Source organism: Bacillus sp. GMa5/1 (genome assembly GCF_050172015.1).
Taxonomy (GTDB): domain Bacteria; phylum Bacillota; class Bacilli; order Bacillales; family Bacillaceae_G; genus Bacillus_A; species Bacillus_A cereus.
This window is the reverse complement of sequence record NZ_JBNLYC010000005.1, coordinates 33,638-47,358: the sequence shown is the minus strand read 5'-3', so window position 1 is coordinate 47,358 and position 13,721 is coordinate 33,638. Positions and strand designations below refer to the sequence as shown.

Here is a 13,721-nt window from a genome sequence, read left to right as displayed (position 1 = left end):
CTTTTTCTTTGGCTGCTACTTATTTGTCGTTAAGACAAACTACACCTGGAAGCTCTTTACCTTCCATGAATTCTAATGACGCACCGCCGCCAGTAGAAATGTGGCTCATTTTATCAGCCATACCGAATTTTTCAACAGCTGCTGCAGAGTCACCACCGCCGATAACAGAGTATGTATCTTCTGCATCTGCTAATGCTTGTCCTACTGCTTTTGTACCTTCTGCGAATGGAGTCATTTCGAATACACCCATTGGTCCATTCCATACAACAAGCTTAGAATTTTTAATTACATCTGCATAAATTTCACGTGTTTTAGGACCGATGTCCACGCCTTCCCAGTTAGAAGGGATAGAGTCGATACCAACGATTTTAGTTGTTGCAGTTTCAGAGAATTCCTCAGTGATTACAACATCAACTGGCATGTAGAAGTTTACGCCTTTTTCTTTTGCAAGTTGCATAAATTCTTTAGCTAGTTCGATCTTGTCGTCTTCACATAGAGATAGACCAATTTCATGACCTAAAGCTTTAACGAATGTGTAAGCAAGTCCACCACCGATGATTAAGTTATCTACTTTGTCTAATAGATGACGAATTACACCGATTTTATCTTTTACTTTCGCACCACCGATGATAGCTGTAAATGGACGTTCTGGGTTAGAAAGTGCTTTACCAAGTACATCTAACTCTTTTTCCATTAATAGACCAGATACTGCTGGTAGGTAGTCTGCGATACCTGCTGTAGAAGCGTGAGCACGGTGAGCTGCACCGAATGCATCGTTTACGAAGATGTCAGCAAGTGCTGCAAATTCTTTCGCAAGTTCTGCATCGTTCTTTTCTTCGCCCGCATAGAAACGTACGTTTTCAAGAACTAATACGTCGCCTTCGTTCATTGCTGCAACCATTTCTTGTGCAACTGGTCCGAATGCTTCGTCCGCTTTTTTAACGTCTTTACCAAGAAGCTCGCCTAAACGTGCTGCTACTGGAGTTAAACGCATTTCTTCTACTACTTGACCTTTTGGACGGCCTAAGTGACTTGCTAAAATAACTTTCGCACCTTGCTCTACTAAATATTGAATTGTAGGAAGAGCTGCACGGATACGAGTTTCATCTGTAATTTTACCTTCTTTCATAGGTACGTTGAAATCAACGCGGCAAAATACACGCTTACCTTTTAAATCTACGTCACGAATTGATTTTTTGTTCATTGGATTTCCCTCCGACTACTAGTTAGGATTGACAAAACCCACTCAAAAGCTTAACACATTTGCTTTTAAAACGAAAGAAGAGAGAGAGGGAACAAACCCTCTCCCTCGTTTTGTCATTGATAACTTATATAATTAAGAATTAAAGACCTTTTGAAGTCATGTAAGCTGCTAGGTCTACTACGCGGTTAGAGTAACCAGTTTCGTTATCGTACCAAGAAAGTACTTTAACCATGTTACCTTCCATTACCATTGTAGATAATGCATCGATTGTAGAAGAAGCTGTACATCCGTTATAGTCGATAGATACTAATGGCTCTTCGCTGTATCCAAGGATACCTTTTAATTCGCCTTCAGCTGCTGCTTTGAATGCTGCATTTACTTCTTCAACTGTTACTTCTTTGTCAAGTTCAACAACTAAGTCAACTAGAGAAACGTTAGCAGTTGGAACACGTACAGCGCCACCGTTTAATTTACCTTTAAGTTCTGGTAATACTAATGCTACAGCTTTAGCTGCACCAGTAGATGTTGGGATCATGTTTTCAGCTGCTGCACGAGCACGACGTAAATCTTTGTGTGGTAAGTCTAAGATTTGTTGGTCGTTAGTGTAAGAGTGAATTGTTGTCATCATTCCGCGTTTTACGCCGAATTTTTCGTTTAATACTTTAGCGAATGGAGCTAGACAGTTTGTAGTACAAGAAGCGTTAGATACTACGTTGTGGTTAGCTGCATCGTATTGTTCGTGGTTAACACCCATAACTACAGTGATATCTTCGTCAGAAGCTGGAGCTGAGATGATAACTTTCTTAACTGATCCACCTAAGTGTTTCTCAGCATCTGATTTTTTAGTGAAACGGCCAGTAGATTCTACTACTACTTCTACTCCGTAGTCGCTCCATGGTAATTGAGCTGGGTCACGCTCAGCGATAACTTTAATTTCTTTACCGTTAACAACGATGCTGTTTTCGTTAGCAGATACTTCTGCATTTAAAGTTCCGTGAACTGTGTCATATTTTAAAAGGTGAGCTAATGTTTTAGCATCTGTTAAGTCGTTGATTGCTACTACTTCTACCTCAGAGTTGTTAAGAGCTGCGCGGAATACGTTACGTCCGATACGTCCAAATCCATTAATACCAATTTTAGTCATTTGAATTTCCTCCTTGGGGGATTATATTAAAGGGTAAAACCCTTTGTTAACTGTTTTGCTGCACCTTCATCTGTAATTAGAATTGAAGTGTGCCCTTGTTTAATTACAGCCTGTATTGCTTTTGCCTTTGAAGAACCTCCAGCGACTGCAACAACATGAGATACATTTTGTAAGTCCTCTAGTTGCATACCAACTGTTCTTACTTTATGAACAACATTTCCTTCTTCATTAAAGTAGTAACCGAAAGCTTCGCCAACTGCTTCGCTTGCCTGAATCTTTAACCAATCTGCTTCTGAAGTACTTCTGCGACGTGCCATTGTTAACGCATCACCTATTCCATGAATGACGATATTGGAAGATCGAATCAACTCAAGAACTTCTTTCACGGAAGGCTCTGTCACAATAGACGCATATGCTTCGCTACTAACATGGTCTGGAACATACAATAAGCGATAATTACTCATCGTATTTTGCGCCATCTTGGCACAAATGGTATTGGCTTCTAATTCAACACCTTCTCCAATTCCACCACGTGCTGGGACAAACAGCATATGTAAATCTTTGCAATCAAGTTGCATCATGTCCGCAGCAGCAGCTAGCGTAGTTCCTCCAGCCACAGCAACGATATTATTCGCTGTCAGACGGTCTTTTATACAAGTCACACAAGCACGGCCCATCTCCAGTTTGACCCAAGGTGATTCATCACTATCACCAGGGACAACGAAAACTTCATCCAAGTCTAATGTTTCCTTAAGTTGCTTTTCTAAAACCTTTAACCCGGAAATTTCTTTCATAAAGTCTTCCAAAGCAAGAACTAAAGCTGTTCCTTCTTCTGTCAAAGTCATTCCAGAAGAAGCGACGTGAACTAAGTTTTGTTCTTTCAAAACTTGAACTTCACTTCGCAATACTCGTTCTGTCATACCGAGACTTGCTGATAAGTTTCTTCTTCCAATCGGCTGCATGAGCCTAATGTATTGAAGAATTTGCATTCTCGTTTGCATAACAGGTAGCAGATCAGGTAATAATTTTTTTGTATTCTGAATCCATGAGCGCATATCTTTTCTCCTCACTACATCGGTTCATTTTCCCTTGTGGTCACTTTACGTCCCGTAGTGACATTTTGTGTCCCACATAGGTTAAAAAAATAATCCCTGCTACGTGTATTATTGTAACAGGAGATAGAAACTTATTCAACTCTTAACTGCATTCTTTATATAGTTTATTATGACACCTTTGTGAATGTTACCATATTCTACTTGTTTTCCGTCCATTTCTACAACCGGAATCATTAAGTGATATTTTTCTAAAAGGTCATTATCTTCATATATATCTATTTCCTCGATTTGAAAAGAATATTCACATTGTACTTCCTGTAAAACTTGTTTTGCCTTCACGCAAAGGCCACAATCTTTTTTAGTATACAGTACAACTTTCATCTTCTTCACCTATCCGATCGTTTTTCGTAATGACGAAGCTGGGATATGCATTTGTTCTCTATACTTCGCCACTGTTCTTCGAGAAATAACAATTTCATGCTCTTCTTCTAATAATTTTGAAATCTTTTGATCTGAAAGTGGCTTTTTCTTATCCTCTGCCCCAATTAGCGTTTGAATAAATTGTTTTACACGTTTTGTAGAAACTGCTTCATCTTCAGTCGTCGAAACGGCATTGCTAAAGAACGATTTCATCTCAAATAAACCGTGTGGTGTTTGCACATATTTATTTCGCGTCGCACGACTAATTGTCGATTCATGCACACTTAACTCTTCCGCTACCTCTTTTAAAGCGAGAGGTCTTAAATACTCTGGACCTTTCCAGAAGAAATCACGTTGTTTTTCCATAATAATAGTCATTACTTGCAGCAATGTCTGTTTTCTCTGCTTCAAACTGCGCATAATCCACTGCACATGCTGATACTTTTCTGATACGTAAGATGCTACTTCACTTTCACTATTATTAAGAAGCGCACTATATTCAGAATGAATTTCAATTCTCGGCATATTTCTCTCATTCATTTGTAAAACGAGGCGATCGCCATCTTTTTTCACCGCCATATCAGGTACAATGTAAAGTGGTTTATCTGAAGAAAACGCAAGACCTGGTTTTGGTTGTAATGACGTTATACAATTTACCGCACTCTGCAATTCCTCATTACTACATTTCAACACTTGAACGAGCTTTCGCCAATCTTTCTTCACAAAATAAGCGAAATGATCTTCTACAACCTCTTCTGCTAATCCATTACGTCTTTGTAAGCGCTTCAATTGTAAGGTTAAACATTCCTGAATATTACGCGCCCCTACCCCTGCTGGCTCCAGTGATTGGACAAGCTCTACAGAACGGTCGACTACATGAATATGTGCAGAAAGGAGCTCTGCTAACTCTTCATTCGTTTCTTGTAAATATCCATTTCCATCCATGTTCATAATAATGAAAGAAGCTACTTTTCGCTCTTCTTCATCTATTTTATAATACTGTATTTGATTTAATAAATGTTGCTGAATCGTTGTAGAATCCACACTGTAGATCTCCATCTGATTCTCGACTTGTTTGCTGGTACTTTTACTGTTGTTAGAGCTCTTTTTCTTCTCCCTCTCAAAACCACCTAACTCAATAAGGGGATTCTCTAACGATTGCTCATACAAAAACTCCGATAATTCTTGTACATTATACTGGAGCATTGTAATCGCTTGCCTTAACTCTTGTGTCATTGCCAAACGTAAGCTTTGTTCTTGTAAAAGACTTGCCTTCAAACTAATCTCCCCCTTGTTTCTATTGTACAATAAGTTTGGTAAAAGGAGAATCCTCACGCAGACACCCATTCCAAAATATTATTAATTTATATGTATTAATGAGATTTACAACTTACAACCGAAATTTGAATAATATTGAAAGAAAATAATAAAGTTAAAAATTATCATCAAGTACTAATAGTAAATCTTATTACTAGATATAACAAGAGGTAAATAAAAAAAGTCCTAACCTACAAAACGTAAGTTAGGACTTTTTGACGCGCCCAGAGGGATTCGAACCCCCGGCAGACGTGGTACCGGAAACCACCGCTCTATCCGACTGAGCTATGGGCGCATGATTATAGAAAACACTTCATTTTCTTCTCATAATAATAGCAATAAAATCCATCTAAATCAATAAAAATATCCCTGTAATACCTTATGCATCTTAGCTAAAAGCATATAAAATCCATTCCACCCCTAAATTTTCCAATCATAAATTCTCCCCAACTCACAAATTATAATCTTTGAATTGATATTCCAAAGGGGGCTTCATTCAATGACTGTAATTACAAAATTAAAGCAGACTGTTTCTGGATTAAAAAGTGCACAAGCTAGCTTAGAGGGATTCGCTCTTGATACGGATAACCAACAAGCTAAGCAACTTTTCCAAACAGCTGCGCAGCAAACACAAACGATTATCGATTCTTTAAACCCACGTGTTGAAGAAGTCCAACAAGAAGAACCACAATACTCACAGCAATAACGAACCAATCTTGCTGTGAAATAGAAAAAGGATGATATGCAGTCATCCTTTTTCTATCACATTACATATTGCAATAGAAATGGAATGATGATTATGCGAAAGATTGGACTTATAACCGCGTTATTTATACTTCTATTTAGTTCTTTTACCGGTTGTGATCATAGCCCATTAGATAAAAAGGTAAAGAAAGAAGAAACAAAACGAACAGAAAAAGAAAAGGGTCCAAAATTAACAAAGATGAGTACAGAATCCTTTAATCAATCTATATCGCAAGGAGCTAAGAAAAAGGCCCTCGCTATGGATGAAATTATAAAAAGCGCAGCAGTGAATTCAAATTTAGATCTCTACATAGCGGTTATACCTGAGCATCATGAAAGGTTTGGATTAAAACCTTTGCGCAAGAAACTTCAAAAGCAACTAAGTGATGAATATCCTACTTTCGATGTTCGTGTTAGTACAGATAAAAAAATCTTTATGTTACTCGAAAAGCTTGCAAACAAAATTAAGAAAAAAGAAGTATCTAAAGATGAGATCAAAAAACAGTTAAAGCTAATCGGATCAGAAATGGAATCTAACACTTAACGCTTTCGAATAGAAAAGGAAGGATTGTAATGTCAAGTAAAGATAAAAACTTAACCCCTGTACAACAGGAATACAAAAAATTCGAGCAAGAACGCGAACCGAAACGCCCTGTTCTAAAAAATTGTTTAAAGGCCTTTTTCGTTGGTGGTTTTATCTGCCTAATCGGGCAACTGATATCAACTTTTTATATTACGTATTTCGATTTTACCGAACGCTCAGCAGGAAATCCAACAGTCGCAACTCTCATTTTTATCTCAATGTTGCTAACCGGATTCGGTGTATACGATCGTCTCGGTCAGTTTGCAGGCGCTGGAACAGCTGTACCTGTCACTGGATTTGGTAACTCTGTTATCTCCGCGTGTATTGAACACCGAACGGAAGGTTTTGTACTTGGTGTCGGCGGTAATATGTTTAAACTAGCTGGTTCTGTTATTTTATTTGGTGTATTTTCCGCTTTCGTCATCGCACTTATTAAAACTATTCTCGTTCAATGGGGAGGGCTATAAATGTTACAAGGACACCGAACGTGGGTATTTGAAAACAAACCAGTCATTATTTCAACAGGGGTTGTCGGTGGACCATTTGAAGCAAAGGGGAACATCCCAGAAGACTTCGATATCCTTCATGAAGATTTATGGCTCGGACAAGATTCCTATGAAAAAGCACATAAGATTTTATTCGAAGAAGCTTGTAGTCGCGCTACTGAAAAAGCAGAACTTCGTAAAGATGATATTCAATTCGTACTCGCAGGAGATTTAATTAATCAAATTACTCCAACAAGCTTTGCTTGCCGCACACTTGGGACTCCTTATCTCGGATTATTCGGGGCTTGCTCTACTTCTATGGAAGGTTTAGCACTTGGGGCAAGTATCGTAAATGCAAAAGGTGCAAAATATTTATTAACTGGAGCTTCAAGCCATAATACAGCTGTAGAAAAACAGTTCCGCTACCCTACCGAATACGGTGGACAAAAGCCGCCTACTGCACAGTGGACAGTAACCGGAGCAGGAGCCGCTATTTTAAGCGATACTGGACACGGTCCAAGAGTAACCTCTGCAACAATCGGTCGAGTGGTTGATATGGGATTAACGGATCCGTTTAATATGGGAGGCGCAATGGCTCCAGCTGCAGTTGATACAATTGAAGCCCATTTACGTGAACGTCAAATTGATGCCTCTTACTACGATTTAATCGTAACAGGCGATCTCGGACATGTAGGACGCGAAATTGCTTATGACTTACTACATAAACACGGCACGAAAGTAACGAGCGAACAATTTCAAGATTGCGGAATTATCATTTATAGAGAAGGACAACCTGTCATAGCTGGTGCTAGCGGACCTGGATGTTCTGCAACAGTCGTGTACGGTCATTTATTAAACCGAATGAAAAGAGGAGAGTTCAAAAAAATACTTGTCGTTGCGACAGGCGCTTTACTATCTCCACTTACATTCCAACAAGAAGAAACGATTCCGTGTATCGCTCACGCCGTTTCGATTGAATTTGGAGGTGCAACGCAATGATTTTTTTCTGGGCTTTCGTCATTGGCGGACTCATATGTGTAATCGGCCAACTTATGTTTGATGTCGGCAAACTAACACCTGCTCATACAATGGCAACACTCGTTGTTGCTGGAGCTATATTAGATGGATTTAATTTGTATGAGCCATTAATTGATTTCGCTGGAGCCGGGGCAACTGTACCTATTACAAGCTTTGGTAATGCCCTCGTTCATGGCGCAATGGAAGAAGCTGCAAAACATGGCATCGTTGGCGTTATTACCGGCATGTTTAAAGTAACGAGCGCCGGTGTATCAGCGGCTATTATTTTCGGCTTCATTGGAGCATTGTTATTCAAACCGAAAGGATAAGAGGTGTTTATATGACTGTTATCGCTAGCGTAAAAACTTGCCTTGCTAGTGTAAGGGGCGCTCAAGCAAGTTTAAGCTCCCTTTCATTAAATTCACAAGACGAAGAATCAAAACGCGTATTTCATGAATGTATGTTAGAAATGGACAGCGTCATCGCTGATTTAAAGGATAGAATTTCAGTATTAGAACGTGAAGAACCTCAATATAAAGGGTTTTAAGTAGACTGGAGGAAACGACTATGTCTCACCTGCCGGAATGGACACTTGTCATTCTTCGCTCTGTATTCATATTAATTATTTTATTCGCTATTACGAAATGGTTAGGGAAAAGACAAATCTCTCAGCTTTCCTTTTTTGAATACATAGCCGGAATGACGATTGGTGACATCGCTGCCCAAGTATCTACAGGGCTCGATTCAAAATTTTTTCACGGCGTCTTTGCGATACTCATTTTCGCTGTGGTACCTTTTTTAACAGGAATCCTCTCTTTAAAGAACAAAACAGCTCGGGACTTCTTTGAAGGGAAATCTACCGTATTAATAAAAGACGGAAAGATACTCGAAGATAACTTAAAGAAAGAAAAATATACGAGTGACGAATTACTGGAACTTCTCCGTGGAAAAAGTGCGTTCAGCGTAGCTGAAGTCGAATTTGCTGTCTTAGAACCAAGCGGAGAATTAAATGTATTATTAAAGAAAGATTCCCAGCCACTTACAGCAAAAGATATCGGTTTAAAAGTACCAAACGAGAAAGAACCACAAACTGTTATTATGGATGGAAATGTACTAGATGAACCTCTTTCAGCAAGCGGACATAACCGCGCTTGGCTACATTCAGAATTAGAAAAACTCGGTGTTGTTATTGAAAATGTCTTCCTCGGTCAAGTGGATTCATACGGACAACTTACTATCGACATTTACAATGACAAACTCCAAATGCCTTCTCCTCAAAACAAACCTTTATTATTAGCATCTTTAAAAAAATGTCATGCTGATCTTGAACTATTTTCCCTAGAAACAAAGTCGAAATCAGCAAGCGAAATGTATAGTAAAAACGCGAAACAAATCGAAAAGATTTTAAATAAAGTAACTTATCTTTTAAAAGACTAATTATCGAAAGAACGCTTCAGTTAAAAGGCGTTCTTTTCTTTTTTTCTCCAGTTTTCATAACGTTTAAATTTATGTAATTCGGTTATGATGTTGAAGATACATAAGCAGGGAATTTCGAAAACATAGCGAATATTTCATGGTACAACTACATATTTTTTTGATTTAAAGTGGTTTCGTTTGACCTTTATTGACCATAATTGTATTATAAGACTAAGAAAGCTTTATAAGGAGGAAATAACAGATGAATTTAATTCCTACAGTAATTGAACAAACAAATCGTGGAGAACGCGCTTACGATATTTACTCTCGACTATTAAAAGACCGCATCATTATGCTTGGTAGTGCAATTGATGACAACGTAGCTAACTCAATCGTTTCCCAGCTTTTATTCTTGGAATCTCAAGATCCAGAAAAAGATATTCACATCTACATCAACAGCCCTGGTGGTTCTATCACAGCGGGTATGGCAATCTATGATACAATGCAGTTTATTAAACCACAAGTATCAACAATCTGTATCGGTATGGCAGCATCTATGGGTGCATTCTTACTTGCAGCAGGTGAAAAAGGAAAACGTTATGCACTTCCAAACAGTGAAGTAATGATTCACCAACCACTTGGAGGAGCACAAGGTCAAGCAACTGAAATCGAAATCGCTGCAAAACGTATCCTATTCTTACGTGAAAAACTAAACCAAATTCTTGCTGACCGTACTGGTCAACCACTTGAAGTACTACAACGCGACACAGACCGCGACAACTTCATGACAGCAGAAAAAGCTTTAGAATACGGTTTAATCGATAAAATCTTTACAAATCGTTAATACTTAAAAGCGAAAGCGGCTCGTTTAGAATCGCAGGTCGCTGGAGCTGGATACAACTAAAAGTGGAAGCGCCCTATAATTGGGCGCTTCTTTTATATATTGTTCCCCGCTCACATACCCCATCCAGTATCTCTCTAAATATATCAGCGATTTTTCAAATATATCGACCGCAACTCCGATTATATCGGCGATTATTTTAATATATCGACGTTTCGACATAACTTATCGACTTACCGCCAATTCTCGACAAGCACGTACCCCTTAAATACCCCTCCTCGCTAATTCGCACAGACAACAAAAAAGCTATCGCATATACGCGATAGCTTTTTATTGTACATATGCAGCTAATGCTTCTAAAGCCTCTTCTGCATCTGAACCTTCTGTTGTAATTGTTATCATGCTTCCAGTTCCAATTGCTAAGCTCATAATCCCCATTATGCTCTTTGCATTTACTGTCTTTCCATCTTTCTCGATGAAGATATCTGCATGAAAGCGATTTGCCTCTTGTACAAACAACGCAGCCGGACGTGCTTGTAAACCGTTTTTTAATGAAACCTGAACTCGTTTTTGAACCACAGCTCCATTTCCCCTTTAACCTCTTATTTTTTTGCTACCGTTTCCCCCGCGCGTAATTTCTCTGCAATTTCATCGATTTTACGCAAACGATGATTAATACCCGACTTACTAATCTTCCCCCCGGATACCATCTCACCTAACTCTTTCAATGTTACATCTTGATAATCTCTTCGTAATTGTGCAATCTCTTGTAGTTTATCCGGCAATATATCAAGACCAACTGTCTCATCAATGTAACGAATATTTTCAATCTGCCTTAGTGCTGCACCAATTGTTTTATTTAAATTAGCTGTTTCGCAGTTCACTAAACGATTTACAGAATTACGCATATCACGTACGATTCGAATATCTTCAAATCTTAAAAGTGCATTATGAGCACCTATAATATTTAAAAACTCTGTAATTTTTTCTGCTTCTTTCAAATACGTAATGTACCCTTTTCTTCTTTCCAACGTCTTACTATTTAAATCAAATCCGTTCATCAGTTCACATATAGCATCATTATGTTCCTTATATAACGAAAAGATTTCTAAATGATAAGATGATGTTTCTGGGTTATTTACTGAACCACCTGCTAAAAATGCGCCGCGTAAGTACGATCGTTTACAACACTTCTTCTCAATCAATTCTTGTGATATATTTCGAATAAATGAAAAGTCATCTCGAACGATATGAAGATCAGCTAATATTTCACGAGACTTCTCAACAAGCCGCACAATATATACATTATTTTTCTTCAAGCGCATTTTTTTACGAACAAGCAATTCTACCGTCACGTCATATCCTTTTTTCAAAAGCGTATAAATCCTTCTTGCAATTGCCGCATTTTCCGTTTGAATATCGATAGATAGACGACGGTTTGAAAAAGAAAGCGACCCGTTCATTCGAAGTAACGCTGATAATTCTGCTTTCTCACAGCATTCCTTCATCTCAAGATTCGTCAACTCTTTCTTTGTTTCTGATGCAAATGACACAGTCAACACCTCCTTATACGATTATTATGGAACAAAATTCTTGTCCTATATGAATGAGGAGCGCTACCTCAAACGAGGCAACGCATATTTATAACAATGAATATAAAATGGAAGCTAACTTTAACGTATCATGCCTTACAACATGATCATCATACTTCGCTAATCCCTCTTGAATAACATCAATATTATTTTCAACAAAACGTTCTTCATCCACTACAACTGGTGTAGACATTTCTTCATCATATAACTTACGTAATTCACAAGGAATCTCACGGTTATTTACAATTGCAGTATTGATAAATGGTTGCCCTAAATGATCGTGTAACGCCTGCACATGATCAAAAGCAGTATATCCCATCGTTTCACCCGCTTGTGTCATAACGTTACATACATATACCTTCTTCGCCTTTGCAGCAAGAACAGCGTCTCCAATTTTGTTAACAACTAAATTGGGCAATATACTCGTATACAAACTGCCAGGACCGAAAACAAGTAAATCAGCTCGTTTAATCTCAGCCAACGTTTCATGCAATGGCTCTACATCTTCTGGAGTTAAAAAGACACGATTAATCTTCTTTCCGTAATAAGGAATCTTTGATTCACCTGTTACAATTTCCCCATCTTCAAGTTCCGCATGAAGTACCGCACTTTGATTCGCTGCTGGTAATACACGTCCTCTGACATTTAATACTTTACTTGTTTCTGTAATTGCATGGAAAAAGTCTCCTGTAATCGAGGTCATACCTGCCAATAATAGATTTCCTAACGCATGACCTTTCAGTCCGTCTCCTGTTGTGAAACGGTGCTGAAATAAAGCTTCCACCAGTGGCTCTACATCCGATAACGCAACAAGTACGTTACGGATGTCACCTGGAGGTGGAATTTCTAGCTCATCACGTAATCGACCCGAACTGCCACCATCATCAGCGATTGTAACAACTGCTGTAATATCAACAGGATATTGCTTTAATCCTCTTAATAAAACTGAGAGTCCAGTTCCGCCTCCCATGATGACAATTTTAGGTTTTCTCTCTTTTTTCATCCCTTAATGGCCCTTTCTCTTCTCCACATCACGATGAGATACATGAACACTATACTCTGGTTTCAAATGTTTCCCAAGGTATTCTGTAAGCGTAACAGAACGATGCTGTCCACCTGTACATCCAATTGCAATTACAAGTTGACTTTTGCCTTCTCTTTTATAATGAGGCAGCATGAAAGTAATCAGATCCGTCAACTTCTCTAAAAACTTATGTGTCTCATTAAATTTCAGTACATACGAAGAAACTTCTTCATCTAGTCCTGTTAATGGCTTCATGTGTGGAATGTAATATGGATTTGGTAAAAAACGAACATCAAATACTAAATCTGCATCAATTGGAATACCGTACTTAAATCCAAATGACATAACATTTACACGAAATGCTTGCTCAGTTTCTGTTGAGAACAAGTGAACAATTTTTTCACGTAATTCTTTCGGTTTTAAATCCGATGTATCAAGCACAATATTCGCTCGTGCTTTCATATCTGTTAATAAATTGCGCTCTGCTTCGATTCCCTTTAACGGCAAACCAGTTGGTGCAAGTGGATGCGAACGTCTCGTTTCTTTATAACGAGTTACAAGCGTACTATCTTTCGCATCTAAAAATAAAATATGAGGAATAATCCATGTACGTTCTGATAAATCATCAAGTGCTCCCCATAAATGTTCGAAAAACTCGCGGCCACGTAAATCAATACCAAGTGCCACTTTATTCATTTTCCCTTTTGAATCCGCCATAAGCTCAATAAACTTTGGCAATAACATCGGTGGTAAATTATCTACACAAAAATATCCTAAATCTTCAAAACTTTGTAAAGCTACTGTTTTTCCAGCTCCAGACATCCCTGTAATAATTACCATTTTTATATCATTATTCTCTGTCATCGTATCCTCTCCTTG

General features: G+C 38.3%; 17 protein-coding genes and 1 tRNA gene. 8 read left to right on the top strand and 10 right to left on the bottom strand.

Going from position 1 to position 13,721, the window contains the following annotated elements; translation table 11 throughout:
* Positions 1–19: 19 nt before the first annotated feature.
* The 6 genes from ACQGSG_RS02480 to ACQGSG_RS02455 form a co-directional block, all read right to left on the bottom strand.
* The gene (locus ACQGSG_RS02480; protein WP_001036350.1) at positions 20–1,204 is read right to left on the bottom strand and encodes a phosphoglycerate kinase; all 1,185 of its coding nucleotides are present in this window, start codon (positions 1,202–1,204) and stop codon (positions 20–22) included.
* Positions 1,205–1,343: 139 nt separating this feature from the next.
* Positions 1,344–2,348 (bottom strand): type I glyceraldehyde-3-phosphate dehydrogenase, encoded by a 1,005-nt coding sequence (gene gap, locus ACQGSG_RS02475; protein WP_000161236.1) that lies wholly within the window; start codon positions 2,346–2,348, stop codon positions 1,344–1,346.
* A 26-nt stretch (positions 2,349–2,374) separates the two neighbouring features.
* Positions 2,375–3,403: a gapA transcriptional regulator CggR gene (gene cggR, locus ACQGSG_RS02470; protein WP_001258185.1), complete on the bottom strand. Its 1,029-nt coding sequence runs from the start codon at positions 3,401–3,403 to the stop codon at positions 2,375–2,377.
* Positions 3,404–3,538: 135 nt separating this feature from the next.
* A complete protein-coding gene (locus ACQGSG_RS02465) occupies positions 3,539–3,784 on the bottom strand; it encodes a glutaredoxin family protein (RefSeq protein WP_000869730.1) in 246 nt (81 codons plus the stop codon).
* 9 nt (positions 3,785–3,793) lie between these two features.
* On the bottom strand, positions 3,794–5,101 hold the full coding sequence (rpoN, locus tag ACQGSG_RS02460) for an RNA polymerase factor sigma-54 (protein WP_000647955.1): 1,308 nt from the start codon (positions 5,099–5,101) through the stop codon (positions 3,794–3,796).
* Between the two features lie 258 nt (positions 5,102–5,359).
* Positions 5,360–5,435: transfer RNA gene (locus ACQGSG_RS02455), tRNA-Arg, on the bottom strand.
* A gap of 204 nt (positions 5,436–5,639) precedes the next feature.
* Here ACQGSG_RS02455 and ACQGSG_RS02450 point away from each other — a divergent pair.
* From ACQGSG_RS02450 to clpP, 8 genes are all read left to right on the top strand, one after another.
* Entirely contained in the window at positions 5,640–5,846 is a 207-nt protein-coding gene (locus ACQGSG_RS02450; RefSeq protein ID WP_000216166.1) for a DUF1657 domain-containing protein, read from the top strand.
* A 93-nt stretch (positions 5,847–5,939) separates the two neighbouring features.
* Positions 5,940–6,428 carry a YhcN/YlaJ family sporulation lipoprotein gene (locus ACQGSG_RS02445; RefSeq protein ID WP_001226064.1) on the top strand — a complete coding sequence of 163 codons (489 nt, stop codon included), beginning with the start codon at positions 5,940–5,942 and terminating at the stop codon, positions 6,426–6,428.
* Between the two features lie 29 nt (positions 6,429–6,457).
* Entirely contained in the window at positions 6,458–6,934 is a 477-nt protein-coding gene (spoVAC, locus tag ACQGSG_RS02440) for a stage V sporulation protein AC (RefSeq protein WP_000095408.1), read from the top strand.
* Positions 6,935–7,951, top strand: a complete 1,017-nt coding sequence (gene spoVAD / locus ACQGSG_RS02435) for a stage V sporulation protein AD (protein ID WP_000938972.1) — start codon at positions 6,935–6,937, stop codon at positions 7,949–7,951.
* Positions 7,948–8,298: a stage V sporulation protein AE gene (gene spoVAE, locus ACQGSG_RS02430; RefSeq protein WP_000575919.1), complete on the top strand. Its 351-nt coding sequence runs from the start codon at positions 7,948–7,950 to the stop codon at positions 8,296–8,298. The genes spoVAD and spoVAE overlap by 4 nt, the downstream gene beginning before the upstream one ends.
* An 11-nt stretch (positions 8,299–8,309) precedes the next feature.
* Complete coding sequence (locus ACQGSG_RS02425) at positions 8,310–8,516, top strand: DUF1657 domain-containing protein (protein WP_000215909.1); 207 nt, start codon at positions 8,310–8,312, stop codon at positions 8,514–8,516.
* Between the two features lie 20 nt (positions 8,517–8,536).
* On the top strand, positions 8,537–9,406 hold the full coding sequence (locus ACQGSG_RS02420; protein ID WP_000018924.1) for a DUF421 domain-containing protein: 870 nt from the start codon (positions 8,537–8,539) through the stop codon (positions 9,404–9,406).
* A gap of 241 nt (positions 9,407–9,647) precedes the next feature.
* Positions 9,648–10,229: an ATP-dependent Clp endopeptidase proteolytic subunit ClpP gene (gene clpP / locus ACQGSG_RS02415; RefSeq protein WP_001049162.1), complete on the top strand. Its 582-nt coding sequence runs from the start codon at positions 9,648–9,650 to the stop codon at positions 10,227–10,229.
* A gap of 327 nt (positions 10,230–10,556) precedes the next feature.
* Here the strand turns inward: clpP and ACQGSG_RS02410 are convergent, their stop codons facing one another.
* The 4 genes from ACQGSG_RS02410 to rapZ form a co-directional block, all read right to left on the bottom strand.
* Positions 10,557–10,805 carry an HPr family phosphocarrier protein gene (locus ACQGSG_RS02410; protein WP_000250307.1) on the bottom strand — a complete coding sequence of 83 codons (249 nt, stop codon included), beginning with the start codon at positions 10,803–10,805 and terminating at the stop codon, positions 10,557–10,559.
* 23 nt (positions 10,806–10,828) lie between these two features.
* Positions 10,829–11,779, bottom strand: coding sequence for a DNA-binding protein WhiA (gene whiA / locus ACQGSG_RS02405; RefSeq protein WP_000006560.1), 951 nt, complete (start codon positions 11,777–11,779; stop codon positions 10,829–10,831).
* 88 nt (positions 11,780–11,867) lie between these two features.
* Entirely contained in the window at positions 11,868–12,821 is a 954-nt protein-coding gene (locus ACQGSG_RS02400) for a gluconeogenesis factor YvcK family protein (protein ID WP_000712186.1), read from the bottom strand.
* A 3-nt stretch (positions 12,822–12,824) separates the two neighbouring features.
* Entirely contained in the window at positions 12,825–13,706 is an 882-nt protein-coding gene (rapZ, locus tag ACQGSG_RS02395; protein WP_000138459.1) for an RNase adapter RapZ, read from the bottom strand.
* Between the last annotated feature and the right edge of the window lie 15 nt (positions 13,707–13,721).